This is a genomic window from Hydrosulfovibrio ferrireducens (assembly GCF_046883345.1).
GTDB classification, from domain to species: Bacteria; Desulfobacterota; Desulfobulbia; order Desulfobulbales; family Desulfurivibrionaceae; genus Thiovibrio; species Thiovibrio ferrireducens.
Window position 1 is genome coordinate 22,622 of sequence record NZ_JALKCW010000002.1, and the last position, 23,679, is coordinate 46,300.

General features: G+C 57.5%; 24 protein-coding genes. 11 read left to right on the forward strand and 13 right to left on the reverse strand.

The window, feature by feature from the left end; all coding sequences use genetic code 11:
* Positions 1-15: 15 nt before the first annotated feature.
* The 10 genes from MWR57_RS00360 to MWR57_RS00405 form a co-directional block, all read right to left on the reverse strand.
* The gene (locus MWR57_RS00360; protein WP_423122793.1) at positions 16-1,992 is read right to left on the reverse strand and encodes a flagellin N-terminal helical domain-containing protein; all 1,977 of its coding nucleotides are present in this window, start codon (positions 1,990-1,992) and stop codon (positions 16-18) included.
* Positions 1,993-2,002: 10 nt separating this feature from the next.
* Positions 2,003-4,486, reverse strand: a complete 2,484-nt coding sequence (gene flgK / locus MWR57_RS00365) for a flagellar hook-associated protein FlgK (protein WP_423122794.1) — start codon at positions 4,484-4,486, stop codon at positions 2,003-2,005.
* A 3-nt stretch (positions 4,487-4,489) separates the two neighbouring features.
* A complete protein-coding gene (locus tag MWR57_RS00370) occupies positions 4,490-5,011 on the reverse strand; it encodes a flagellar protein FlgN (protein WP_423122795.1) in 522 nt (173 codons plus the stop codon).
* 3 nt (positions 5,012-5,014) lie between these two features.
* On the reverse strand, positions 5,015-5,326 hold the full coding sequence (locus MWR57_RS00375) for a rod-binding protein (protein WP_423122796.1): 312 nt from the start codon (positions 5,324-5,326) through the stop codon (positions 5,015-5,017).
* A gap of 76 nt (positions 5,327-5,402) precedes the next feature.
* Positions 5,403-6,518: a flagellar basal body P-ring protein FlgI gene (locus MWR57_RS00380; RefSeq protein ID WP_423122797.1), complete on the reverse strand. Its 1,116-nt coding sequence runs from the start codon at positions 6,516-6,518 to the stop codon at positions 5,403-5,405.
* 224 nt (positions 6,519-6,742) lie between these two features.
* Complete coding sequence (locus MWR57_RS00385; RefSeq protein WP_423122798.1) at positions 6,743-7,447, reverse strand: flagellar basal body L-ring protein FlgH; 705 nt, start codon at positions 7,445-7,447, stop codon at positions 6,743-6,745.
* 32 nt (positions 7,448-7,479) lie between these two features.
* A complete protein-coding gene (flgA, locus tag MWR57_RS00390; protein WP_423122799.1) occupies positions 7,480-8,199 on the reverse strand; it encodes a flagellar basal body P-ring formation chaperone FlgA in 720 nt (239 codons plus the stop codon).
* A gap of 14 nt (positions 8,200-8,213) precedes the next feature.
* A complete protein-coding gene (gene flgG, locus MWR57_RS00395; RefSeq protein ID WP_423122800.1) occupies positions 8,214-8,996 on the reverse strand; it encodes a flagellar basal-body rod protein FlgG in 783 nt (260 codons plus the stop codon).
* Between the two features lie 105 nt (positions 8,997-9,101).
* A complete protein-coding gene (gene flgF / locus MWR57_RS00400) occupies positions 9,102-9,827 on the reverse strand; it encodes a flagellar basal-body rod protein FlgF (protein WP_423122801.1) in 726 nt (241 codons plus the stop codon).
* Positions 9,828-10,073: 246 nt separating this feature from the next.
* On the reverse strand, positions 10,074-10,352 hold the full coding sequence (locus MWR57_RS00405; protein ID WP_423122802.1) for an EscU/YscU/HrcU family type III secretion system export apparatus switch protein: 279 nt from the start codon (positions 10,350-10,352) through the stop codon (positions 10,074-10,076).
* A gap of 92 nt (positions 10,353-10,444) precedes the next feature.
* Between MWR57_RS00405 and sfsA the strand changes: the two genes are divergently transcribed.
* From sfsA to MWR57_RS00425, 4 genes are all read left to right on the forward strand, one after another.
* Entirely contained in the window at positions 10,445-11,143 is a 699-nt protein-coding gene (gene sfsA, locus MWR57_RS00410; RefSeq protein WP_423122803.1) for a DNA/RNA nuclease SfsA, read from the forward strand.
* Between the two features lie 248 nt (positions 11,144-11,391).
* Entirely contained in the window at positions 11,392-12,087 is a 696-nt protein-coding gene (gene queC, locus MWR57_RS00415) for a 7-cyano-7-deazaguanine synthase QueC (RefSeq protein ID WP_423122804.1), read from the forward strand.
* Between the two features lie 219 nt (positions 12,088-12,306).
* Positions 12,307-13,311, forward strand: coding sequence for a beta-N-acetylhexosaminidase (gene nagZ, locus MWR57_RS00420; protein ID WP_423122805.1), 1,005 nt, complete (start codon positions 12,307-12,309; stop codon positions 13,309-13,311).
* A 96-nt stretch (positions 13,312-13,407) separates the two neighbouring features.
* Complete coding sequence (locus MWR57_RS00425) at positions 13,408-13,854, forward strand: hypothetical protein (RefSeq protein WP_423122806.1); 447 nt, start codon at positions 13,408-13,410, stop codon at positions 13,852-13,854.
* A 276-nt stretch (positions 13,855-14,130) separates the two neighbouring features.
* On the opposite strand, the gene MWR57_RS00430 is transcribed toward MWR57_RS00425, so the two are convergent.
* Positions 14,131-14,427 (reverse strand): addiction module antidote protein, encoded by a 297-nt coding sequence (locus MWR57_RS00430; RefSeq protein WP_423122807.1) that lies wholly within the window; start codon positions 14,425-14,427, stop codon positions 14,131-14,133.
* The gene (locus MWR57_RS00435) at positions 14,415-14,759 is read right to left on the reverse strand and encodes a type II toxin-antitoxin system RelE/ParE family toxin (protein WP_423122808.1); all 345 of its coding nucleotides are present in this window, start codon (positions 14,757-14,759) and stop codon (positions 14,415-14,417) included. The genes MWR57_RS00430 and MWR57_RS00435 overlap by 13 nt, the downstream gene beginning before the upstream one ends.
* A 107-nt stretch (positions 14,760-14,866) precedes the next feature.
* Here MWR57_RS00435 and MWR57_RS00440 point away from each other — a divergent pair, with 107 nt between their 5' ends.
* The 5 genes from MWR57_RS00440 (at position 14,867) to glmS (ending at position 20,952) form a co-directional block, all read left to right on the forward strand.
* The gene (locus tag MWR57_RS00440) at positions 14,867-15,955 is read left to right on the forward strand and encodes a mechanosensitive ion channel family protein (RefSeq protein ID WP_423122809.1); all 1,089 of its coding nucleotides are present in this window, start codon (positions 14,867-14,869) and stop codon (positions 15,953-15,955) included.
* A 149-nt stretch (positions 15,956-16,104) separates the two neighbouring features.
* Positions 16,105-16,638, forward strand: a complete 534-nt coding sequence (locus tag MWR57_RS00445; protein WP_423122810.1) for an HPF/RaiA family ribosome-associated protein — start codon at positions 16,105-16,107, stop codon at positions 16,636-16,638.
* Between the two features lie 197 nt (positions 16,639-16,835).
* Entirely contained in the window at positions 16,836-17,927 is a 1,092-nt protein-coding gene (gene nadA, locus MWR57_RS00450) for a quinolinate synthase NadA (protein WP_423122811.1), read from the forward strand.
* 2 nt (positions 17,928-17,929) lie between these two features.
* A complete protein-coding gene (locus MWR57_RS00455; RefSeq protein WP_423122812.1) occupies positions 17,930-19,078 on the forward strand; it encodes a cysteine desulfurase family protein in 1,149 nt (382 codons plus the stop codon).
* A gap of 29 nt (positions 19,079-19,107) precedes the next feature.
* Complete coding sequence (glmS, locus tag MWR57_RS00460) at positions 19,108-20,952, forward strand: glutamine--fructose-6-phosphate transaminase (isomerizing) (protein ID WP_423122813.1); 1,845 nt, start codon at positions 19,108-19,110, stop codon at positions 20,950-20,952.
* A 283-nt stretch (positions 20,953-21,235) separates the two neighbouring features.
* Here the strand turns inward: glmS and MWR57_RS00465 are convergent, their stop codons facing one another.
* Positions 21,236-22,039, reverse strand: coding sequence for a hypothetical protein (locus tag MWR57_RS00465; RefSeq protein ID WP_423122814.1), 804 nt, complete (start codon positions 22,037-22,039; stop codon positions 21,236-21,238).
* A 44-nt stretch (positions 22,040-22,083) separates the two neighbouring features.
* Between MWR57_RS00465 and MWR57_RS00470 the strand changes: the two genes are divergently transcribed.
* Complete coding sequence (locus MWR57_RS00470) at positions 22,084-22,437, forward strand: helix-turn-helix domain-containing protein (protein ID WP_423122815.1); 354 nt, start codon at positions 22,084-22,086, stop codon at positions 22,435-22,437.
* A 48-nt stretch (positions 22,438-22,485) separates the two neighbouring features.
* Complete coding sequence (locus MWR57_RS00475) at positions 22,486-23,523, forward strand: ImmA/IrrE family metallo-endopeptidase (protein ID WP_423122816.1); 1,038 nt, start codon at positions 22,486-22,488, stop codon at positions 23,521-23,523.
* Positions 23,524-23,679: the final 156 nt, after the last annotated feature.

Sequence of the window (23,679 nt, forward strand, 5' to 3'; positions counted from 1 at the left end):
AAGACAAGGGCGAATTTAGATATAGTTCACCAGGCTGAGCTTCATGGTCTGTGCGGCGGCGGACAGGGCCGCTTCATAGGCTGTTTTCTTGCCATTCAGTTCCATGATCGCCTTGAGTAAATCGGTATCTTCTTTTCCGGAAAGATTTTCCTGTGCCGCCAGCTCCAGGTTCATGTAGAGCGAACTCTGTACTTCGATGCGGTTGGCGCGGGCTCCGAAGTCGGAGACTTGGTTGCTCAGGTTGTCCAGCAAGGTTCCGAGTTCGCCGATGGACTTCTGGATCGCTTGCGACTGCAACGCATCCTGGGTGATCCCGTTCATTGTCATGAAATTACTGGAATCCGTGTAGTTAAAGGTATAACGGTCCGGATCGCTGCTTGCCACGGTGAGATGGCCATCGGTTGACCAGGAGGCGTTCATGCCGGGGATCTCGTTAATCCGGGAAGCGATGGTCTCGGGTGTATCCTGGCTGATATCAACCGCAAGGTTGATGGTCTTGGTCCGCGGCGGGTAGAAGGATTGATCGGTCACGGTAAAGGCGAGGGTTCCATCGACAAAGGCCAGGCCAGCCTGCGCCAGGCCTGTGGTGCCGCTGCCGAGGGTAGCCGTCTTGTTGATGACCTCGGCAGCGCCGGTCACGGTGGTGTATTTTTCGCCGAGCAGGGCATTCTCCAGCCCCTTGAGTGCGGAAAATACGCCGGTGCTCATTATCGCGTCCATCCCGTTCTTGGTAACCTCAAGGCTGCTCGTGGCTCCCACCTTGACGGCGATGTTGTTGTCGCGATCACCGGCATAGCGGACGTTTCCCTTTTGTTGCTGGATAGTGGTGATCAGGAGCAGGCCGTCGCCGGCAACATCATTTGCCTCGTTGGTGGCCGCGGAACCTCCGCTCAGGCCCAGGGCAACCAGGCCCTGTTCCGGAGGTCCGGGATCGGTTTGCAGGGTAATGGGCAGGTCCGATTTGAGCTGGACGGCGCCGAAGTAAACGGAATCTGATGCCGTGCCGGTTAAATTGTTGAGCTTGGAAATCGTCTCCCCATTGGCAGTCGTGGTGATCTGGATATTTCTTCCGTCTACCGCGGTAAGGGACAGCGTGCCACTGCTGTCGCGGGAGGCGATGACCCCGGTGGTTGCAGAGTGGGCGTTGATGGCGTTTGTCAGAGCATTGTCGGAATCCTGGGCAAGGATGGCCGATGGGTCCGGGTTGATGACTCCGTCAAAGATATTTTGCCCGTTGATGAGCAGATCGCCTGAATTCATGGTTCCGGGTGCCACAATCCCCCCAGTTTTGCTGGCCGCGGTGAAATCCGCGGTCACCCCGGTTTCGGTGCTTTTGGCATTGATGGCCGCCATCTTGGCCGCAGCCGAGGCATCGGCATGGGCCGTGGAAAGAGGGTCGAGTCCCGTTGTCGCGCCGATGGCAACGCCGTTGATGGAGAGATCCCCGGGGTTGGGGAGGCTGTATGCGACCGGATCGGCAGCAAGAAGCGGAGCCAGGCTGTTTCCGTTGACGATATACCCATCCACCATATCCGCGATAAAGGGGGCAGGTTCTGCTTCGGAGTACCCGGCGGTGCGGTAGCCGCCGAAGACATATTTGCCCGCGACCTGTGAATTTGCCAGAAAGATCGCCTCTTCCCAGAGGTGGCTTACCTCCATGGCGGCGCTATCCCGGTTTTCCTGGGTCATGGTGCCGTTGGCCATCTGGATGGCCAGCTCCTTGCCGCGGATCGCCATCTCTTTCATGCTGTTCAGCGCGGATTCCGACGCAGTGATCATGCTGTTGCCGAAATTGAGATTGCTCTGATAGGAGGTGATCTGGGTGAGATTGGTTCTGATCCCAAGGGCGGTCACGAGATTGACCGGATCATCGGAGATCTTGGACATCTGCTTTCCCGAGGAAATTTGGGAATTGAGCCGAGCCATGTCCGTGGTGATCTTGTTGAGATTTTTCAGGATATCGTTATGGATGGACTGCATGGTAAGTCGCATGGGTTTTCTCCTATCTCACTGAGTCAAGCAGGGTCTGCAGCATCTCGTCGGACATGGTGATGAGCCGGGCCGCGGCGGTGTAAGCGTGCTGGTACTTGACCAGATTCGCCATTTCTTCGTCCAGGGAAACGCCGGAGACCGAATCGCGCATGGCGGTTACCTGGTTGTTCACCAGTATCGTGGAGTCGTAGGATTGGCTGATGGTGCGGGTGGTGTTGGCCACCTGGCCGACCAGGGTGTTGTAAAAGCCATCCAGGGTGTTTACGGCGCCGCCGGTGAAGGAAATATATTCAGCGTTCTGGATGCTTGTGATCTTGAGGGAATTGGTGTTGTCCCCGCGGAATATTTGCCCCTGGGGGCCAACGGTGGCAGCGGCGAGATTGTTGAGGTTGCCGGTAATCGCGCTGTTTACGCCGATAGTCGCCGCATCGCTGCCGGAGAAAAAGGTGTTGAGCCCGGCAACCTGGAGGAAGTTCGAGGTGTCGTTGGCAAAGGCGAACTGGCGGCCGGAGCTTGGGGTGAGACGCAGGCTGTTGTCGGAGATTGAGGCATTCACCCAGGGGCTTTGGGCAGGGGGAACGCCGCTCGCTGCCCCGGCGTTCGTCATGGCGGCATTGATGGCGTTGGCCACATCGTTCAGCGCGTAGGTTCCTTTTAAGGAGACGGTGACGGGCTGGGGGATGGCCAGCGAGCCGTCATCGTTGTAAACCCAGATATCGAAGCTGCCGGAGGTGTCAAGTTCGTCAAAATAGTCGTAGCCGGAGAGCAGGGTGTCCACGGTTGCATTTGTGCTGAGCGGCCCGTAGGTGATGGAGCCGTCGTCTTTTTGGGTGTCAAAAGTGAATGCCGGATCGGTCAGGCCAAGTTGGGCCAGGGTGTAGTCGTTTGCTCCGGCATTGAGGGTGAAGGTGCTGGTGGAAAACAGGGTGATTTCCCCGGTGTTGTGGGTGGCGTCGGCGCTTTGCGTCCCAATCGAGAAATTGATATTTGTCCCTGCGGTTGTGCCTATGTCGAAGGCGGTGATGTCAATGGTTGCACTGTCGCCATTTTCAGTGTTCTGTAAAATAAGGGTATCAGCGGGTGCGCCGTTGCTGCCGGTTCCAATTACGGCTGATACACCGGTTTGGTCTTTCACCGCGTTCACGGCGGCAAGAAAGTTCGCATTGACGGCGGCGGCTGAGTCGCCTGCCGCCACTGCTACGCTAATCCCGACCCCGTTTAGGGTCATGGAGATAGTGCCTCCTGCCGTGGCAGCAGCGGTTGCGGCAGAGGAAGAGGTGAGCGTGGTGAGCCGCGCCTCGACTCCTGCCTCGGCCGCATTGATGGCGTTCACGGAATTATATGCCTTGGTCATGGCCAGGCCGTTCACCGCATTGCCGCCGAGGATTTCGCCGACCGGCCGGTTGTTGATGGTGATGGTGCCTGCCGGGATGGTCACATTTGCTGCGTCTGCGGCTGGGTCCACGGTGGAGGTGAGGATGGCGACATTGCTCACCTGGGCACCGGTCAGGGTGTCTCCGAACATGGTAAGCCCTGCTCCTTGGGAGTGCTGCTGATTGACCTCCCGGATCAGGGCATTGGCGAAGGCGTCCAGCCGGCCAAGGAAATTGTTTGGGTCTCCTTCGATCAGGTTGCCGCGCACCTCAAGCCAGCCCCCGATCTTGCCGCCCAACTCAGCCCCGTCGCCGATTGCGCGGCGCGTTTCCCCGCCATCGGCATCCTTGTTTACCCAAATAAGCTCGTTGTTTTCCCAGTCCACTTGCCAGGATTCGTTGCTTTCCACCAGGGTATGGCCGTCAGCCATAAGAACGGTGTAGGCGCCGTTTTTATCCTCGAAAAAGGAGATGTCAAGGAGCGTGGAAAGCTCGTTGATCAGGGTGTCCCTTTTGTCCCGCATGTCGTTGGCCTGCCCTGCCGCGGATTCCGCCCCGGAGATCTGCACATTGAGATTGGCGATCTGGTTGACGATGGAATTGACGTCGCCGATGGCCGTGTCGAGGCTGACTCCGATATCGAATTTGGTCTGGGCCATTTCGGTGGTCATGGAATGCAACTGGTCGATGATCAGTTCGGAAGATTGCACCACCGCTTGTCTGGTCGCGGATATCTCCGGATTGTCGGCCAGGTCCTGCCAACTGCTCCAGAATTTGTTCATCAGATCGTTGATGGCCATGCCCGGCGCTTCATTGAACACGGTTTCCACCAGCCGCATGGATTCCTGCTGCGCCTGGAGATTGCCCAGGGTTGACTCCTGTTTGGCAAGCCGCTGCACCATGAACTGATCGTAGTTTCGCAGGATGGTCGTGCCTTTCACCCCGCCGCCCAGCATGCCGGCGCTGATCGGGGTTGCGGTGTTGGACTCCAGTTGCAGCGATTGCCGGGTGTAGCCGGGGGTGTCGACGTTGGCGATATTGTGCGACGCCACCTGGATGGAAAGCTGGTGGGTGAGGAGCGCCTCTTTGGCAATGCTGAGCACATGGGAAATGCCGGCCATGGCCTAGACCTCCCTGCTGATTAAGGAGGGTTGGTTCAGCGAAGGCTTTTTGCTGAGGCCGGTGAGGCCGTACATGGGCCGGTCCGCAATGGAGCTGGTGATCAAGGTAATGGCATCGTTCAGATATGTTTTTACATCCGCGGCAAAATGACCGTTGGTCTGGTTGCGGCTGAGGATTTCCTCCCGCAGTCGGGCCAGGTTTTTCCTGTATTGGCCGACCTTTTTTCCTTCTTCCGGAGCAAGCAGGGGAATGAGGGCGGAAAGTTTTGCCGTTTTCGCCTCTGCTTCCGGGCGGAACTCTTTGGTCATCTCGGCGAGCAGGGTGTCCAAGGCCTGGATGCGATTCAGTCTGTTTTCTTTCTTGGCGCTCAGACGGATGAGGGCCTGCATGTCCATGGCTGTCAGGGCTTTTTGCTCTTCGCTCAAGATGGCGAGCATGTCTTCGGAAAGCTGGACTTGTTGCTCCAACACTTCGTAGAACCGTGCGGGCAGGGAGCGTTGTTCCGTCGTCTGTGTCTGCTGCATGGTCTATTTCTCCTTGTTTGGCGGGACATGTGCTTGCGACAGTTGCCGGTACAGCATGTCGCCGAAACCGATTCCAGAGCTTCCGGCCAATTTTTGGGTCAGTTGGTCATCCTGGATGGATTGAAACATTTCCTCGCCATAACCGCCGTCAAGCAGGCCGCTTTTGGGAATACCCTGGCGCGCTTGGCTCAGAATCTGCTTGAGCATCAGGGCTTCAAATCCGGCGCAGGCCTCGCGGAGTTTCCTCTCCTTGAGCGTATCGGCAGAATTGGTGATTCCCTTAAGTCCGGCTGTTGCTTCGCTGATGATATCCATGGCGTTTCCTCATCCCGATAAACGGGGTAAGTGCGTTAACGAAATTATTTCCTGCCAGAAAATAATTTCTAAGTTACTAAATGATTTCCAGTTCCGCCTGCAATGCGCCGGCGGCCTTGATGGCCTGAAAGATGGCGATGAGTTCGCGGGGGGCCACGCCCACCGAGTTCAGGGCTCGCACCACCTCGCCCAGGGTTACGCCCGGCTGCAGGGTCACCACCTTCTGGCCGACCCTGATGGGGTCCGCCGGGGAGTTGACCTGAACGCCTGGCGGGGGCGGGGGCTTGACTTGCAGGCTCAGGTTGCCGTGGGAAAGGGCCATCTGGTTGATGGTGACATTGGCGCCCATGACCACCGTGCCGGTCCGTTCGTTCAGGACCACCTTGGCCCGCTGTTCCGGGTTGATTTCGATGTTTTCCAGGGCTGCCAGCAGGGCAATTTCCTGGGCTCGGTATTTGGGGGGAACAGCCACGTCCACCGAGGCGCCGTCGCGGGCGGTGGCGTAGGGGCCGCCCAGATAGGTGTCGATGGCGGTTTTCATCAGGGAGATGGTGGTGAAATCCGGCGCGGACAGGCTGATGGTGATGCATTTCTTATTGGCAAAGGTCATGGGCACTTCCCGTTCCACCGAGGCGCCGTTGCTGATCCGGGCCACGGTCAGATGGTTTGTCTGCCGTGCCGCGGGCCGGCCATCCGGGCCGCCTCCGGTGCTGATGGGGCCTTGGGCCATGGCATAGACGTTGTTGTCCAACCCTTTGAGCGGGGTGACAAGCAGGGTGCCGCCTTGCAGGGAGGTGGCGTCGCCCACCGAGGAAATGGTGACATCGAGACTTTGGCCCACCTTGGAAAAGGGCGGCAGGGTGGCGGTCACCATGACCGAGGCGATATTTTTCACCTTGGTGGCTTCCGGGTCCACCTTGACCCCGAGATTATTGAGCATGTTGTTGAGGCTCTGGCCGGTAAAAGCCGCCTTGTTGCCGTCGCCGGTGCCGTTCAGGCCGACCACGATGCCATAGCCTACCAGTTGGTTGTTCCGCACCCCTTTGACCGAGGCCAGATCTTTTAAGCGAACGGCGTGGGCAATCCCGGTGCTGAGGAGAAGCCCGAGCAGCAGCGCGGCGGAAAAGAGCAGCGTGGTGCTCGAAAAAATCCGCGCGGGGTTGGTTTTTGGTTGTGTTTGGGTCGTCTGCATGGAGCTGTCCTCGGCCTGTATTCTGCGGAGCCTGTATCTTGATAGTTTAGCAAGCAGCGTGCCACGGGAGAGGCAGGTGTTGTAATGCGCCATTTTTAAAGGAAATATTCTTTTTTTCATGGAATCTCCCTCGGGGTGTACGGAATATTTTGCCTAGTCAACAGGAACAAGGCACAAAAAGGCTAAAGGTCGTTTTTTTCACCTGCAGCCTTGTGCCTGTATCCTCAAAACGGCCAGACACTGTCCAGAGCCCTGGCCAGCCAGCCCGGCTGCTGTTTGTCGCCGAGAACCCCCTGTCCGCTGTATTCTATCCGGGCGTCGGCAACATGGGTCGAAAGGACCGAGTTGTCCTGGGCGACATCCTGCGGCCGGATGATGCCGGAAAGGATGATGTGCTGGGTTTCGTTGTTGACCTTCACCTCTTGGTAGCCGCGGATGTTCAGATTGCCGTCGGTGGTGATGTCGATCACCCTGGCGGAGATGGTGGCGGTCACGTTGCTTTTCCGGTCGGTCTTGCCCTTGCCCTCGAAATCATTGGTCAGCCTGGCCTGCAGCTCGGTGAGCGAGGGGGAAAAGCGGCTGTTTTTGTCCGCCAACCAGGTCTCCAGGCCAAAAAGGCTGGAAACGCCGCCGGTGACCGTGGACTCGCGTTCGGTCTTGGTGTTGGCCTCCTTGTTGCCCTTGGAGGTTTCCACGATGCGGACCAGAACGATATCGCCGATCCGTTTCGCCCGGCTGTCGGCGTACAGGTCGAGGCTGTTGGCGGACGCATAGATTGTGCCCTCGGGCCGGGTTTGCGCCGCCTTTGCCGGGGCGGGCAGGGTGTAGCGTTCCGGCAACTGCTGGGCCTGCTGGCTGCCCGCGGCGGCGCAGCCGGAAAGTCCTGCCAGCAGGAGGATGAGGCTGGTGGTGTGCAGTGTGGTGCGCATACTCTTCTCCTTATGATGGATGGGGCGCTGTTTCAGAACTCGGCCTCCACGAGGCCTTCGCCCGTAACGCGGGCATGGATCTCGCGGCGGCTGGTGAGGTTCTTGACCCGGATCATTTCGCCGAGTGCCCCGGAATTTCTGGCTTCGCCAGGTGCGGTTATTTTGATTGCCTGCGATTTGGCCATGATGGTCACCCGCTCGCCCCGTTTTACCAGGGTCGGGGCCTCAAGGCCTTGGGCATACAGGATGGCCCCGGCCGGCAGCGAGGTTTTGAGCTTTTTCCCGACCGCCTCTTTCGGATCTTGGATGAGGCCCGCGTCCAGCATGGAGATGTCCTGCCGCTTCGCAGTGACGTCGCTCTCGCCCACGATCTCGTTTCGGTTCAACCTTTTCAGCGTGCTGACCACCGTGCCGAACAGCCGGAGGTCGCCGCTCATCCTCACTTGTCCTTGCTCCTGGCCCTCCTGCAGGATGGTGGCGGTGACATTTTTTTTGCCGGGCCGGGTGTCGTTGGGCTTCTGGGTGATCCGGTAGTCAAAACCGCCCTCCGGCAAGGTCATGGCCAGCGGCCGGACGCTGAAGTTGGCAATCTCCACATCCTCCTTGGGCCAAGGGGAATCCTTGAGTACCACCTCGCTGAAGATATTCTCCAACGCCGTGAGGTCCGGGGTCGCAATGGGGTCCGCCGCCTGTCCTGGCAGGGGACAGGCAAGGCAGAGCAGCAGGGCAATCGTGCACAGGCGCAACAGCATTTTAGTCATTCCTTTTAACGGACCAGGGTGTTCGCCACTTCCAGCAGCTTGTCCGCGGTGGTGACCGATTTGGAGTTTACCTCGTAGGCCCGCTGGGTGATGATCATGTTGACCAGCTCCTCGGTGACATCCACGTTGGAAACCTCGATGAAACGCTGCTGGATGGTGCCCATTCCCTCGGTGCCGGGGTTGGCCTCGGTGGGGGCGCCGGAGGCTTCGGTTTCAAGAAAAAGATTGGCGCCGATGCTGCGCAGGCCGCCGGGATTGATGAAGCTGTGCAGGGTGATCTGGACCGTGGCGAGCACCTGCTGCTGGGCATCCTTGGCTTCGAGCAACCCATTGTTGTCGATGGCGATGGAGGTTGTTCCCTGGGGCACGGTGAATTCGGGCTGGAGCCGGTCGCCGTTCTGAGTGACCACGTTGCCGTCTCCATCAAGGCTGAAGGCGCCGGCCCTGGTGTAGTAATCCTCGCCGTCGCGCACCACCTTGAAAAAGCCGGTGCCTTCGATGGCAAAATCCAGATCGTTGCCGGTTTCGGTGAGGCTGCCCTGGGTGAAGATCTTCTGCACCGAGGTGGGGCGGACACCAAGGCCCACCTGGATGCCGGAGGGGACCCTGCCGCCATCGGCGGTTTCCGTGCCCATGGCCCGGAGTTCCTGGTAGTAGAGATCCTCGAACTGGGCCCGGCTTTTCTTGAAGCCGGCGGTATTGACGTTGGCCAGGTTGTTGGCGATGGTGTCCAGTTGCAACTGCTGGCCGGTCATGCCGGTGCGGCCTGAGAATAATGAGCGGATCATGCTGGTCCCCTTGTGTTGGATGTTGAGGAGCTGTTCGGCTCCTTACGCCGCGAGTGCTGCCGCCGTTGATGCCCGGGGAGCTTTCGTTGCGGCGGTAAACGGTTGTTACCCTGCCAGGGCGCCGACTTTGCTCACGGCAAGGTTGTCCAGGTCGTCCACGGCCTGGATCATTTTCTGCTGCCCTTCGTAGGCGCGGTACAGATCGATCATCTCCGTCATTTCCGTGACGGTATTGACGTTTGATTTTTCCAGATGTCCTTGCAGGATTTGCAGGTTCTGCGGGGCTTCCGCCACCGCGCCGTCCGCAAGGCGGAAAAGGTTTTCCCCTTCCTTTTTGAGATCCTGGGGGTCCGCGGTGGCCACCGCCAGACGGTCGACCGGAAGGCCATCGACAAACAGACGCCCGTCGCGGGCCACATCGACCTTGTTGCCGGTGATGGTGATCGGCCCGGTCTCGCCAAGCACCGGATAGCCGTTGGCCGTGACCAGCACCCCTTCGTTGTTGCGCTGGAAATTTCCGGCCCTGGTCAAGCGCTCCCCGGCCGGAGTCTGGATCCGGAAAAAGCCGTCCCCGGAAATGGCCAGATCAAAGGGGGCGTCAGTTTTTTGAACCACCCCTTGCTGGTGAACCGTGTTGATGCGCAGGCCCTTGCCGACCCTCTGGCGATACTGGTTGGCCTGGTAGAGCATCTCGTCGAAGGTGACGGTTTCTTTTTTGAACCCCGGCGTATCGACATTCGCCAGGTTGTTTGCCACCTGGTTGAGCCGCTGCTCCTGGTTGATCAGGGTTTCAACGCTTTCCAGCAATCCGAGTCTGTTATGGACGAACATGGCATACCTCTCGTGTGTTTGTGGTTTATCTTTGCAAAAGGCGTGCCGGGGTGTTGTGCGGGGAGAGGCGTGGTGCTGCTTGCTTTGAAAGTGTAGTAAATACAGGTGGTTGTTGGGTTATTTGCGAGCTGCGGGGCCGGGGCGGGGAGCGTCAAAAAAATGGATGCTTGAGCAGGAGGGTCGGTATATTTTGCCTAGCGCACAGGGCTGGAGTGTGGGCCAATGCGAGGTGAGAACGTGGATTGTTTACGAAGGCGTCATCTTGGTGTTGGCCCGGTAAATAAAGGCGAGGATCTCCGCCACCACCAGATAGGTGTCCGGGGGGATGTCGGCATTGAGGTCCAGCTTGGCTAAGATTTCCACCAGGTCGGCGTCCTCTTGGATAGGGATGCCATGTTCCTTGGCCAGGGCGATGATTTTTTCCGCCAGCTCCCCCGCGCCCTTGGCGACCACCTTGGGCGCGGCATCCTGGCTTGTGTCGTAGCGGAGGGCAACAGCCTTTTTTTTTGCTGGGGTATCTGGCATTATGGGCGCTGCTTGTATGGTTGGGTTTGTGTGTGGTCAAGGGAGCATGTGCGGTTCATTATACCCGACAACAATGGACGCGGAGGAAAAAAATGGAGTTCGGTCAGACCCTGCGGCCGGGAAGGCTGGTTGTGCGGTACAAGCGATTCCTCGCCGACGTGGAAATGGACGACGGCCGGTTGCTCACCGTGCATTGCCCGAATTCCGGCAGCATGCTGGGCTGCAAGGAGCCTGGCAGCCCGGTGCTCGTCTCCCTGGCGGACAACCCCAAGCGCAAGTATGGTCACACCCTGGAGATGGTGCGGGTGGGTACAACCTGGGTGGGGATCAACACCGCCCGCACCAACGGTCTGGTCGCCGAGGCCATCAGCTCCGGGATGGTGGCGGAGCTGGCCGGGATCGAGACGATCCGGCCAGAGGTCAAGGTGTCGGACAAAAGCCGGTTGGACTTTCTCCTCACCCGGGGGGAGGAGCAGATCTATGTGGAGGTAAAGAACTGCAGCCTGGCTCTGGACCGGGCGGCCATGTTCCCCGATGCCGTCACCGTAAGGGGCGCGAAGCATCTGGATGAGCTGCTGACCCTGCGCCGCCAGGGCTACCGGGCCGTGGTTTTTTTCTGCGTCCAGCGCGAGGATGTGGACTATTTCTCCCCGGCCGGACACATCGATCCGGGGTATGCCATAGCGTTGCGGGAGGTGGCGGCCCAAGGGGTGGAGGTGCTGGCCTATGGCGCGGTCTTGAGCCAGGAGGCGATCACTGTTGCGCGAAAGCTGCCGGTGCGATTGGGCTAAGGGGGCGGGAAAGGGGTTGCTACCAGGCTTTTGCTTCCCCTCCCTTGACGGGAGGGGACTGAGGGGTGGGTGAAGCTGCCGATGGCTAGGATGTGGCAAGCACCCCCGCCCCCTAACCCCCCCCCCGCCAGGGGCGGGGGGACTGTATCGCAAAATGCAGGCGCTGATTTTCTCAGCTTGCTTCGCCGCAACCCTTGCAATAAAGTAACGAGAACAGAAAACGGCCGCCTGATGCGGCCAGGAGATATATGATGCGAAAAAAACCAAAAGCCGTGGTCTTACTCAGCGGCGGGCTCGATTCTGCCACGGTCCTGGCCATGGCCATGGCCGAAGGCTACGAGTGCTGCTGCCTCAGCTTTGCCTACGGCCAGCGCCAGCAAGTGGAGCTGGAGCGGGCCAAGGCCAATGTCGCTCGCAGGGGGATCAAAAAACACCTCATCCTCCGCCTGGACCTCGACGCCATCGGCGGCTCGGCCCTGACCACGGATGTAGCGGTGCCCAAGGGCCGCAGCCAGGCGGAGATGAATTCGTCCATCCCCATCACCTATGTGCCGGGCCGCAACACCATCTTTCTCTCCTATGCCATGGCCTGGGCCGAGGTGCTGGGCGCGGGCGACGTGTTTCTCGGGGTCAATGTCATGGATTACAGCGGCTATCCCGACTGCCGCCCGGAGTTTCTCGAAGCCTTTGAGCGCATGGCCAATCTGGCCACCAGGACCGGGGTGGAAGGGGAAACCCGGTTCCGGGTCCATGCCCCGCTCCTCAAGCTGACCAAGAGAGAGATCATCGAAAAGGGGTTCGAGCTCGGGGTGGATTACGGCCTGACCCATAGCTGTTATGATCCGGACCAAAAGGGGCGGGCCTGCGGGAGTTGCGACAGTTGCCTGTTGCGGCTCAAGGGGTTTGCCGAGGCCGGCCGGGTTGATCCGGTGGAGTATCAGTGACACTGGGGTGCGGGGATGGGAGGAGGGAATTCCTTTACGGGAAAGGGAATTGATGTCATCAAGCAAACCCGAAACAGTGTTGGTTATAGTGAGTTATACATGGTTATACTGTCATCGTGTTATAACCGGCGTCGCTTGTTGACGAGTTCATGTGGCGCGCATGCCGAGATTTGAGCCTTGATGATGACTACCGCACAAGAAAAACCCTGGAGATGATGCATGTCTTTTTTGGATAAACAACTGGGCGGGTTGTTCATGGTCGGCCTGCCAGGCACGGAGCTGGATGATTCCACCCGCGACCTTATTAATAGGTATGGGATTAATAATTTCATCCTCTTCAAGAGAAACGCCGAGAACCCGGAGCAGATCCGCACCCTCTGCCAGGGGCTGGCCGATGCCTGCCGGGCGGCCGGGCTGGGTGCGCCGCTGATCTCCATTGATCAGGAGGGCGGCACCGTGGCCCGGCTCAAGGGGCCGGATTTCACCGAGTTTCCGGATGCCAGGGCGCTGGCGGAGAGTGAGCAGGGTGAGGAATTGTTGGCTGACTATGCCCGCACCTGCGCCAGGGAGCTGCTGGCGGTGGGGATCAATATGAATCTGGCCCCGGTGCTGGATGTGAGTCCTGCCGGGTTGGGGTTGTTCATGGAAAGGCGAAGTTTGGGCGGGACGCCGGAGCAGGTGGCCCGCTTGGGTGCGCTGGTGATTACGACCATGCAGGAGAACGGGTTGGCTGCCTGCGCCAAGCATTTTCCCGGCCTGGGCGGCGCAACCCTGGACCCCCATAAGGTGCTGCCTGTGGTGGATCGTTCGCTGGAGGAGCTGCGCGGGTGCGATCTGGTGCCGTTTGGTGCCGCGATCCGGGCGGGGGTGGCTGGAGTGATGACCTCGCACACTGTGTACCCGCAGCTTGATTCCGAGTTTCCCGCCACCCTGTCGCCGAGGATTCTGGGCGGAGTGCTCCGGGAGGAGCTGGGGTATGATGGGATGGTGGTTACCGATGATCTGGAGATGGGGGCAATTGAGAATGAAGGGACCGTGGCGGATGCGGCGCTCACCTCATTTTTGTCCGGGGCGGATATGCTGTTGATCTGCCAAGAGCACGCGAAGATTATTGCGGCGTATGAGTTATTGAGTAGGGCTGTGGGCGGGGAGATTTCCGAGGAGAGGGTGCGGAGGTCGCTGGAGAGGATTGGGGGGGTGCGCAGCCGGTTTGCTGGGGAGTGATGGCACGGGTTTTTTTTGTATATTCCCGGCTAGCAAGTTTTTTAGCATGATAGCCATATCCGTAGAATAACTTGTTGGGTCAATAAAGGAGAGCACATGTCAGACATCAATAATTCAGCGTACACCCACCGTTGGGTCCGGGCAAAGATGGCGGACATCAAAGAGAAAAAGAATGTCAAACATCAAATTGGGACAAAGAAAGTAACGAAAACTAGGGGACTGTTTAAGAAGGAGGACTTTGAGGTAGAGGAGCCAGTGTATGAAGTCCGCGAAGAATGGGTGTCGACAGGCAAAAAATCAGATACCTGCATAGACATCGAAGATTTTTCAAAAAGAATCACTGATGCCTGCAATAGTCTTGATGCGGAGGGGTACGATGTTTTGTCAATAATTTCCACTGTTGATGGTCGGTACAGTTTTAATACCAATGCTGGGGTAATGGGTCAAGGGGGTTATGGATGGGGATATGGTTACGGCTATAGTGTAACTGATGGTGTGGTAATTATTGCAAGATTACGAAGATCAAATCTCGGGGGAAACTGATGACAACTACTCGATCAAACGCGGGCGAGAAAGGTCGGTTGACCGTATATCGGTTTGAAAACATTGATGATGAAGGAAATGTAATCAATGTGTGGTTTGAGGTGTGGCACGGTAACATCAAAATAAATGGAAATTTTTCATCCTGTAATGATGCTTTCCAATTTGTTGAAGCCACTTTGGCCACCGAGCAAAATTCAAAGCCAATTTCCTCTCCTCCAAGGTCCAGGTGTGGCATGTGAGAAGTGGGGGTGGTGATGTTGCTTGCTATCGATGGGCCTATCCCTTGTCGGGAACAATGGCGAGTTTGAGCCCGAGTCCATGGATGATGTTGTGGAAGGTGCGCAGTTCCGGGTTTCCTTTTCTGGACAGGGTGCGGTAGAGGTTTTCCCGTTTGATGTGCGCCCGTTCGGCAACGGCGGTCATGCCTCCCATGGCCTGCGCCACCCGGCGCATGGCCAGCAAGAGCGCATCGCGGTCGTCTTCGTCGATGGCGGCGGTGAGGTATCCGGCGGCAAACTCAGGGTCTTTGAGCAGTTTGTCCAGGTCTTTTTCGTAATCGGTCATGGTGCGCATCGCTGTCTCTCCTGATGATCTTTCCAGTACGCCTTGGCGGTTTCTATGTCTCGTTCCTGCGTGCTCTTGTCTCCGCCGACCAACAACAGCACCACTTGGTCGCCGTCGTGGGCATAGTACACACGATAGCCCGGACCGTGGGGGATGCGTAATTCTATGACGCCGGAGCCAACGCCCTTGTGGTCGCCAAGATTGCCAACAGCAACCCGGTCAAGCCTGGCGGCAATGCGCTGCATGGCGGCACGGTCGCGCAGGGAGAGAAACCAGTCCCGGAAAGGCTTTTTTCCGTGCGGATCGGTGTAGTAGGTGAGTTGGCGCGGAATGGCTTGCATGTTTTGAGTGTATCATATACGATACAGCACATCAACAGGAAAGATGGCCGCTCTTTGGAAACAAGGGTGTGGTCATGATCTTATTTCTATAAACAATGAGTGAATGCATGGAACTTTCCCCATTTCTGCAAGACCTTTCCCGGCAACCCATTATCCAGCGGCTTCTGATAATCGCGGCCTATGCCCTTTTGGCCAAGGCAGTGGATATCTTTGTCAACCGCATCCTCAAGCGGTTGGCCGCCGCCTATACCACCAGCGAATTGGACGACAAGGTCATCTCCATCCTGCATACCCCCATTGTTTTCAGTGTGTTCTTTTTCGGGGTTTTTCATGCCGTGACCATGGAGCCGGTTCTTGCTCAGCCGTGGGAGAAGTTTGTGCCTGCCCTGGCGCAGAGTGTTGCTCTTATCGTCTGGACCTTGGCCGCGTTGCGCCTCTTTATGGTGGTGGGCGAGCATTATCTGAAATCCATTGCAGGGCGGGGCAAGATCGGGGCTGATCTCTTTTTGCTGCTCAAAAACGTGGTCCGGGTGATTGTCATTGTTTCCGCCCTGATCTGGCTGCTGTCCATCTGGAACGTCAATCTGGCCCCGCTCTTTGCCTCCGCCGGCATCGCCGGTATTGCCGTGGCCCTGGCGGCCAAGGACAGCCTGGCCAATTTCTTCGGCGGGATCAGCATCTTTGCCGACAAAACCTTTAAGGTGGGCGACTACATCATTATTGACGATGCCCAGCGGGGCGAGGTGGTGGAGATCGGCGTACGCTCCACCCGGATCATGACCCGGGACGATGTGCTGATCACCATTCCCAACTCCATTCTGGCCAACAGCAAGATCATCAACGAGAGCGCGCCCATTCCCCGTTTCCGGATCCGGGTGCCGGTGGGGGTTGCCTACGGCAGCGACCTGGAGCAGGTTGAGGCGGTGCTCCTGGCGGTGGCCGCCGAAAATCCCGCGGTGGTCAAGGACCCCGAGGCCAGGGTGCGGTTGCGCGGTTTCGGGAGTTCGTCCGTTGATTTCGAGCTGCTTTGCTGGGTCGCGGAGCCCCGGTTCAAGGGGTTGGAGATCCACAATCTGTTGAAGGGCATCTACGCGGCCTTTGCCGCACACGCCATCGCCATCCCTTTTCCGCAGCAGGATGTGCATATCAAGGAGCTGCCGGAGCGGGCTGAAAAAGAGCGCAGTCCCGGGGGGTGACACCCCCTTTTCGGCACCGGTTTTTTTCTTGCAACCCCCACGAAGAGAAGCTGTTTTTTGCCCGCCATCGTGGTAGAATACTATCGAAAGCTCTCCAGTCGGCTGCCCCATGCGGGCGGCAATTTAATCACTTGTGATGGAGGAACTGCATGGAACTACAAGTTGAAGGACGTAACCTGGAAATTCGCAAGGCTTGGCAGGAAAAAATCGAAGAGGAGAAAGGGCGCCTTGATCGCCACCATCCCGGGCTTGTTCATCACCTCCGTGTCTCCATTGAGGAGACCGCCGGGCATAAAGCGGGCGGGCATGAGGTTCGCGTGGTTGCTTCCGTTCCCAATGACACCGTGGTTGTAAAAAGAAAAGGGGAGACGGTGCGGCCCCTGCTGGTGGAGGCATTCGACACCCTTGGCCTTCAGTTGAAGGAGCTACAGCGCAAGCGGCGGCAGACCACCAAGGAGCCGGAGGCTGCGGCAGCCGGCCCGGCCATGGGCACCATCAAGAGCCTGTTCCCCTATGAATCCTACGGGTTTCTCATGACCCTGGACGGCCAGGAGGTGTATTTTCACGAGAACGCCCTCAAGGACGTGACCATGGCCCAATTGGCCGAAGGCGACGAGGTTCGCTTTGGCGAGGGCGAAGGCGACAAGGGGCCGACCGCGGCCTGGGTAAAGCTGGTTAAATAACAAGAGCGAACGCGGAGTCGCAAGGGGCGCAAAGATGCCAGGGAAAGAGGTCTTTGCGCCTTGGCATATCCGCAGTACAAATGTGGTTCGACAGGGCTCGCCACGAGCGGCAAGGTCAATGATTTCAAGATGACCGCCGTTCGCCCAGAGCCTGCCGAAGGGTGGTTTCAGATTAGCCGGGAGTGAAGGACAGAGAGATGACCGTGTTGCAGCAGGTTGAGCTTGGCTCGGAATACCTGCAGGAAAATGAAGACGTAATTTGCCAAAAGATTGCCGCCCGCAAGAAAGAGCTGGGCGGCAATCTTTTAATTTTGGGGCATCACTACCAGCAGGAGGCGACCTTCCGGTTCGCCGACCTGACCGGAGATTCCCTCAAGCTCGCCCGCAATGCCGCCGAGGCCAAGGACAGCAAGTACATCGTCTTTTGCGGCGTGCATTTTATGGCGGAATCCGCCGACATCCTCACCGCGCCGGATCAGGTGGTGATCCTCCCCGATCTCCGGGCCGGCTGCCCCATGGCCGACATGGCCACCAGCGAAGCGGTGGCCTGGGCCTGGGAGGATTTGGCCAAGGTGACTACCGGCCGGGTTATTCCCGTGACCTATGTGAATTCCTCCGCTCTGCTTAAAGCGTTTGTCGGCAGAAACGGCGGCTCGGTCTGCACCTCATCGAACGCCGAGCGGGTGCTGACTTGGGCTCTGTCCGAAGGCGACAAGGTCTTCTTTTTCCCGGACGAGCATCTGGGCCGCAATTCCGCCAGCGCCCTGGGCATCCCAGAGGATGAGGTGGTGCTCTGGCAACGAAACAAGCCCCTGGGCGGCAATACTCCGGCCCAGTTGCAGAAGGCCAGGGTAATCCTCTGGGACGGCTACTGCACGGTGCACATGCAGTTCACCGCCGGTCATGTGGCTGCCTGGCGCGAGCGCGACCCGGAGGTGCGGATCATCGTCCATCCGGAATGCCGCCACGAGGTGGTGAGCCGGGCGGACCAGTACGGCTCCACCGAGGCGATCATCACTGCGGTGCGCGATTCCCCGGTGGGCAGCAAGTGGGCCATCGGCACCGAGGTCAATCTGGTGAACCGGCTCAAAAGCCAGTTTCCGGACCGGGAGATCCATTCCCTCTCACCCTTCCAGTGCCTCTGTTCCACCATGTACCGGATCAAGCCCGGCTACCTGCTGTGGGTGCTTGACAACCTGGCCCAGGGGCGGGTGGTCAACCGGATCACCGTACCCCCCGAGGTGGCGGTCGAGGCCAAACTCTCTCTCGATAGAATGCTGCGGATCTAGCCATGCCATCCATCTACTTCGACAACAACGCTTCCACCCCGCTGGCCCCTGAGGTGCGTGAGGGTATGGCCCCCTATCTGGCCGAATGGTTCGGCAACCCGGCCAGCTCCCACCGTTTCGGCGAAGCGGCCCGGCGGGGTCTGGATCTGGCCCGGGAACAGGTGGCCGGATTGCTCGGCTGCCATCCGGGCCGGATCGTTCTGAACAGCGGCGGCACCGAAGGCAACAACACCGCCATCTTGAGCGCGGTTTGGGCTAATCCCGGCAAGAAGCACATTATCTCCTCGCAGGTCGAGCACGGTTCGGTGCTGGCGCCGCTGGAGTTTCTCGCCACCCAGGGCTACGAGGTGGAGCTGCTGGGGGTGGATGAAAACGGGGCGCTTGATCTGGACACGCTCAAGGGTGCGATCCGGCCGGACACCGTCCTGGTCACCCTCATGGGGGCGAACAACGAAACCGGGGTGATCTGGGCCATTGGGGAGATCGCGGATATCTGTAGGGAGCGGGGCGTGCTCTTCCACTGCGACGCCATCCAGTTGGCGGGCAAGGCGATTTTTTCTGCGGAAGCGCTGGGGGTGGATTACCTCACCATCGCCGGGCATAAGCTGCATGGACCCAAAGGGGTGGGGGCGCTCTATGTTCGCCGCACCGCGCCCTTCACCCCGCTGATCATGGGTTCCGGTCAGGAACATGGCCGCAGATCCGGCACCGAGAACGTGCCCGGCCTGGTTGGCCTGGGTGCTGCCTGTGCGCTGGCCATGGGGATGGACGAGGCGGCGCATCAGCGGCTGGCCGCGCTGCGGGATAGCCTGGAGGCAGGGATTATCGCCGCGATCCCCGAGGTGCGGATCAACGGGGCTGCCTCGCCCAGGCTGGTCAACACCACCAACGTCAGTTTTCGGCATGCTGCCTCGGCCGGGCTTATCCAGGATCTCGATGCGGGCGGCATAGCCGTTTCGGCCCATGCCGCCTGCGAGAGCGGCGACGTGGACCCCTCGCATGTGCTGCGGGCCATGCGGGTGCCCGAGCCCTTTTTGCACGGCACCCTGCGCATCAGTCTCAGCCGGTACAATACCGAGGCAGAGGTTGCGGCCCTGTTGGCCCTGTTGCCGCAAGCGGTTGTCAAATCCAGGCAGGGTTTCGCCCTGTAACTCCCGGAAAAAAGATAAGGAAACAAAGTATGTGCGGAATAGTCGGTTATGTGGGGCAGCGGCATGTGCTGCCCATTCTTCTCGAAGGCTTGAAGCGTCTGGAGTACCGGGGCTATGATTCCGCCGGGGTGGTGTATGTCCATGGGGGCAAGCTCCAGAAGCACCGGGCCGCGGGCAAGTTGGGCAAGCTCGAAGAGCTGCTGGAAACGGTGCGCGACCGCGACAGCCATATCGGCTTGGGCCATACCCGTTGGGCCACGCACGGCGCGCCTTCCGAGCTTAATGCCCACCCGCACTGCGACTGCAGCGGCGATCTGGTGGTGGTCCACAACGGCATCATCGAGAATTATCATACCCTCCGGGAAGAGCTGAAGGGGCGCGGGCATGTCTTCTGCTCGGAAACCGACACCGAGGTGCTGGCCCATCTCATTGAGGAGCATCTTCCAGGCGGCGATCTGGTCAAGGCGGTGCGCCAGGCTCTGAAAAAAGTGGAAGGCTCCTACGCCATCGGGGTTTTGTGGACCGGCCAGCCGGACCGGTTGGTGGCGGTGAGACATCAAAGCCCCTTGGTTCTGGGGATTGCCGAGGGGGGCGGTTGCCTGATGGCCTCGGATATCCCGGCCCTGCTCCCCTATACCAATCAGGTGGTCTTTCTGGAGGATGGCGAGCTTGCCGTCCTGAAACAGGGGGACTGGCAGGTGATGGGGTTGGCCAATGGCAAAAAGCTTGCCAAGGAGATCAAGACCATCGAGTGGAATGCGGCCATGGCCGAGAAGGCGGGGTATCGCCATTTCATGCTCAAGGAGATCTTCGAGCAGCCCCAGGCCATCCTCAACACCTTCCGGGGGCGGCTCGATCCGGAAACCGGCAAGGTGCAGTTGCCGGAGATCGGCCTGAGCGCGACGGAGCTCAAAAAAATCAGCCGCATCTCCCTGGTGGCCTGCGGCACCTCCTGGCACGCGGCCCTGGTGGCCAAATACTGGCTGGAAAAATGGGTGGGAATCCCGGTGGAGGTGGATATCGCCTCGGAGTTCCGCTACCGGCGGTTGCTGCTGGACGACACCGTGATGGTGGTCCCCATTTCCCAATCCGGGGAAACCGCCGACACCCTGGCCGGCCTCAGGCTGGCCAAGAAGATGGGGGCCAAGGTCATCGCCATCTGCAATGTTTTGGGCAGCACCATCACCCGGGAGTCCCACGGCACCATCTACACCCATGCCGGGCCGGAGATCGGGGTGGCCTCCACCAAGGCTTTTACCTGCCAGCTCACCGCCCTGTTGCTGCTCACCCTATTCTTAGGCGAGATCCGCAAGACCATTGCTCCCAAGGAGCGCAAGTCCATCGGCCAGGCCCTCCTCGACCTGCCAGGGCTCATGGAGCAGGAGCTGCCCCGCTTGCAGGAGGAAACCGCCCGCATCGCTGAAACCTTTGCCCAGAGCCGGGATTTCCTCTATTTGGGTCGGGGGAGCAATTTCCCCATAGCCCTGGAAGGAGCCTTGAAGCTGAAAGAAATATCCTATATCCATGCCGAAGGGTATGCGGCAGGCGAACTCAAGCACGGCCCCATCGCCCTCATCGACCGGGATATGCCGGTTCTGGCCCTGGCCCCCAAGGACAGCGTCTACGAAAAGCTCATCTCCAACGTGGAAGAGGTCAAGGCCAGGAGCGGCCGGATCATCCTCGTTGCCCATGCGGGCGACAAAAACTGCAAGCGCATCGCCGAGCAGGTGATCACGGTCCCGGTCTGCCATGAGGAGCTGAACCCGATCCTCTTTGTCCTGCCCCTGCAGTTGCTGGCCTACGAAATTGCCATTCTGCGCGGCTGCGACGTGGACCAGCCCCGCAACCTGGCCAAGAGCGTCACCGTGGAGTAGCGGCTTTTCGCATTCTTGGCAGCTGTTCCTGAATAATAAAGTTGGTAAACGGATAATAAAGTTGGGAAATGAAAAATAAAGTTGGCAAATAGTAAATAAAGTTGGGAAATGGTGGGCGGTAGGGTCAACAGCCTCAACCGCAAAGGGGATCTCGAAAAGGGATTTGGGAATCAGATTTTGAAATGCTTGGGATTGGAGATGCACGAAAAAATAATCAGTTAGGTCATTATTATGAATAGATAATACATCCACAGAAATTTCCCTATCCGGGGAGAATCCCGCTTCACTGAACAGTTCTATGTGCCTTCTGCAAGACCCAACGGCGCACTTGTTCAACAAAATGTTCCCATTCAGATAAGCTGGCATTATTTGTAATTTCTTCAAGTTGAAAGGCGAAATCTGCAGGGATTTCGACGCCGTTCGTCAGGCGAACACAGAAAGGATTAATCAGGTTTGCCCTGAATGGAACATCATAAATACGACGCGCTTCAGTTTCTCGCGAAATATTCGATACATGTCGAACAAATGCTGTGATTTGAGAGAAACCAAGAGGCTTCAGGGAGTTAGCATTTTGTAGCTGGTGAAAATCAACTACGAGGTTGAGCTCTTCCAGAAGACTCGTTTCACTGTGGCAAAATAAGGCGTAATGGCGTTTTTTAGATTCTGGGGCACCATCAAGACCACGGCTGGTGACCAAAGTATGCTTCGGCAAAGGTCGGATTTTTCCAAGATTATCAAAATAGTCCAACCACAAAATTAACTTCCCAGGGTTGGTGTCAACGGCGCGCGGTTTAGACTGAATTGGAGAAAAAAGGAGGGGGATTTCCCCGTTAGCCTTCCCAAATTCATGCAATGAAGATCCCAAAGAATTTCCAATACCCCAGACAAATGACCCGCCTCCAAGCTGCCTCTCTAATTCTTTTCTGCGCACAATAGCCTGCAAAGACTGCCCTGCTTCCACACCCATCTTAGTCCAGCAAAAAAAATCTGGTATCTCGTTGAGTGGGATCCTGGGGGAGGGCAAAGAATACCTCAGCATCTTGTTCGTGTCAGCTCGGTGGTCTTGGTTGTGGTCAAGATTTAACATTTTTTGTTGCTCCTTTATGCATTTATGCATTATGGTAACATGCCATGATGCCAAACGCAAGACCTCTGACAGAGATTTTCCAAGAACTAAAAAAATTTCTGGAGGAATATCAGGGAACTCAGCAGAATCTCGCCATAAAAGCGGGAGTAAGCCAGTCGACCATAAGTCGCGCCAGGGCATATCGACAAAGGGATCGTTTATCCAAAGGGCTTTTGTCTTTATGCAACTATGCAGGAATAAAGACACAGATAACGGCTAACGCATTACACCGTGATCCTAGAGAAAATGAAGTACTGATTGACGCTCTGAGGGAAGTCTGGGATGGGTCAGTTAAAAATGCTGCTGCTTTAGCCAAGGTCATTCGAAGTATGAAAGCACTGTGTTCGCCAGAGCATTAATTTTGGGCGATAAGCTAAATCATGTTGTGAACAAAAAGGAGAGGACTCATGACTCCGAATAAACAAGCCCAGCGGCTATTTCGCGCCCTGAAAAATGTGGGCTACTCGAAGAAATACATAAATCATATGCTCCCCTCTTGGTGGAGCGATGAATTGCTGAATGACCCGCTTGCAAATGTTGAGTTGAGCCTTACCCTGTCTCGGATGTTTGGGTTAAAGCTTCGTGACCTATTGAAAGATATGCCTGCGGTAGAATTTGAGGTGCCAAAAGGCGCAAAATATAAACGGTCTAAAAAAATTGATCCATGCGATCTCGATGGCGCCACGGCTCTCGTGTACTCTGTCGCAAAAATGGTTGCAGCTGCTACTCCTACCCATATTACGTCCATCCCGAACGATCCGTTTCAACTTCGCAAGGACATTATAAGTCGATTGGCCAAACGAGTCTCATTGATGAGCGTGATTGGTTTTCTGTGGGAATGTGGGGTTCCTACGATCCACTTAGCCGACATGCCTGGCGATCTAAAAAAAATGGATGGCCTTTGCCTCAAGATAGGGAGTAGGCCAGTTGTAGTTTTAGGCAAACAATCCCGATATCAGGCTTGGCAGCTGTTTATTGTCGCACATGAATTGGCCCACATTTCCCTTGGTCACGTCGAAGAAAATGAGGTGCTGGTCGATTATTCAGTTGGGGAAGAATCTTACTTGCTCGCTGACGATGATCCTGAAGAATCTGAGGCCGACAGGTTTGCTCTGGCGTTACTTAACGGCGAATATGATATTCACTACACATCAAGCAACCCTGCAAACGCAGCTCAATTGGCTGATGCGGCAATAGAGTTCCAAAGCAAGCGACAAGTGGATGCCGGTCACATCATTCTCAATTACGGGCATTTCAACAATGCCTGGGCAGTCGCACAAGCAGCATTAGCAAGAATTGACAAAGAAAATGCCCCGACAAAGATTAATACTTTCTTGTTTGAGCACATTGATCTTTCTCTAATCCCCAACTCTTCTGCAGAGTTTTTGTTGAAGATTTCAGGCATGGCCCCATCTCCTGCTAGTATAGCCAATGTGCAATTATGATTGCCTTAATTGACAACGTAAGCTTCCCTAAAAGGTAGACATGCCAAAAGTAGAGTTTTCTGGCACAATGCGACCAGGAGGCTCTGATGAAAAAATCACGTTTTACCGAGAATCAAATCATCGCCATTCTCAAGGAAGGCGAAGCGGGTTTTCAAG

Bases quoted from the DNA above. Each gene is read 5' to 3' on its own strand.
- flgK (WP_423122794.1), bottom strand. From the start codon at position 4,486: ATGGCCGGCATTTCCCATGTGCTCAGCATTGCCAAAGAGGCGCTCCTC.
- MWR57_RS00475 (WP_423122816.1), top strand. From the start codon at position 22,486: ATGACTCCGAATAAACAAGCCCAGCGGCTATTTCGCGCCCTGAAAAAT.
- glmS (WP_423122813.1), top strand. From the start codon at position 19,108: ATGTGCGGAATAGTCGGTTATGTGGGGCAGCGGCATGTGCTGCCCATT.
- MWR57_RS00380 (WP_423122797.1), bottom strand. From the start codon at position 6,518: ATGCAGACGACCCAAACACAACCAAAAACCAACCCCGCGCGGATTTTT.
- flgF (WP_423122801.1), bottom strand. From the start codon at position 9,827: ATGTTCGTCCATAACAGACTCGGATTGCTGGAAAGCGTTGAAACCCTG.
- MWR57_RS00440 (WP_423122809.1), top strand. From the start codon at position 14,867: ATGGAACTTTCCCCATTTCTGCAAGACCTTTCCCGGCAACCCATTATC.
- queC (WP_423122804.1), top strand. From the start codon at position 11,392: ATGATGCGAAAAAAACCAAAAGCCGTGGTCTTACTCAGCGGCGGGCTC.
- MWR57_RS00455 (WP_423122812.1), top strand. From the start codon at position 17,930: ATGCCATCCATCTACTTCGACAACAACGCTTCCACCCCGCTGGCCCCT.
- MWR57_RS00445 (WP_423122810.1), top strand. From the start codon at position 16,105: ATGGAACTACAAGTTGAAGGACGTAACCTGGAAATTCGCAAGGCTTGG.
- MWR57_RS00435 (WP_423122808.1), bottom strand. From the start codon at position 14,759: ATGCAAGCCATTCCGCGCCAACTCACCTACTACACCGATCCGCACGGA.
- nadA (WP_423122811.1), top strand. From the start codon at position 16,836: ATGACCGTGTTGCAGCAGGTTGAGCTTGGCTCGGAATACCTGCAGGAA.
- MWR57_RS00470 (WP_423122815.1), top strand. From the start codon at position 22,084: ATGATGCCAAACGCAAGACCTCTGACAGAGATTTTCCAAGAACTAAAA.
- flgA (WP_423122799.1), bottom strand. From the start codon at position 8,199: ATGCTGTTGCGCCTGTGCACGATTGCCCTGCTGCTCTGCCTTGCCTGT.
- MWR57_RS00360 (WP_423122793.1), bottom strand. From the start codon at position 1,992: ATGCGACTTACCATGCAGTCCATCCATAACGATATCCTGAAAAATCTC.
- MWR57_RS00375 (WP_423122796.1), bottom strand. From the start codon at position 5,326: ATGGATATCATCAGCGAAGCAACAGCCGGACTTAAGGGAATCACCAAT.
- nagZ (WP_423122805.1), top strand. From the start codon at position 12,307: ATGTCTTTTTTGGATAAACAACTGGGCGGGTTGTTCATGGTCGGCCTG.
- MWR57_RS00430 (WP_423122807.1), bottom strand. From the start codon at position 14,427: ATGCGCACCATGACCGATTACGAAAAAGACCTGGACAAACTGCTCAAA.
- sfsA (WP_423122803.1), top strand. From the start codon at position 10,445: ATGGAGTTCGGTCAGACCCTGCGGCCGGGAAGGCTGGTTGTGCGGTAC.
- MWR57_RS00425 (WP_423122806.1), top strand. From the start codon at position 13,408: ATGTCAGACATCAATAATTCAGCGTACACCCACCGTTGGGTCCGGGCA.
- MWR57_RS00465 (WP_423122814.1), bottom strand. From the start codon at position 22,039: ATGTTAAATCTTGACCACAACCAAGACCACCGAGCTGACACGAACAAG.
- MWR57_RS00370 (WP_423122795.1), bottom strand. From the start codon at position 5,011: ATGCAGCAGACACAGACGACGGAACAACGCTCCCTGCCCGCACGGTTC.
- flgG (WP_423122800.1), bottom strand. From the start codon at position 8,996: ATGATCCGCTCATTATTCTCAGGCCGCACCGGCATGACCGGCCAGCAG.
- MWR57_RS00385 (WP_423122798.1), bottom strand. From the start codon at position 7,447: ATGCGCACCACACTGCACACCACCAGCCTCATCCTCCTGCTGGCAGGA.
- MWR57_RS00405 (WP_423122802.1), bottom strand. From the start codon at position 10,352: ATGCCAGATACCCCAGCAAAAAAAAAGGCTGTTGCCCTCCGCTACGAC.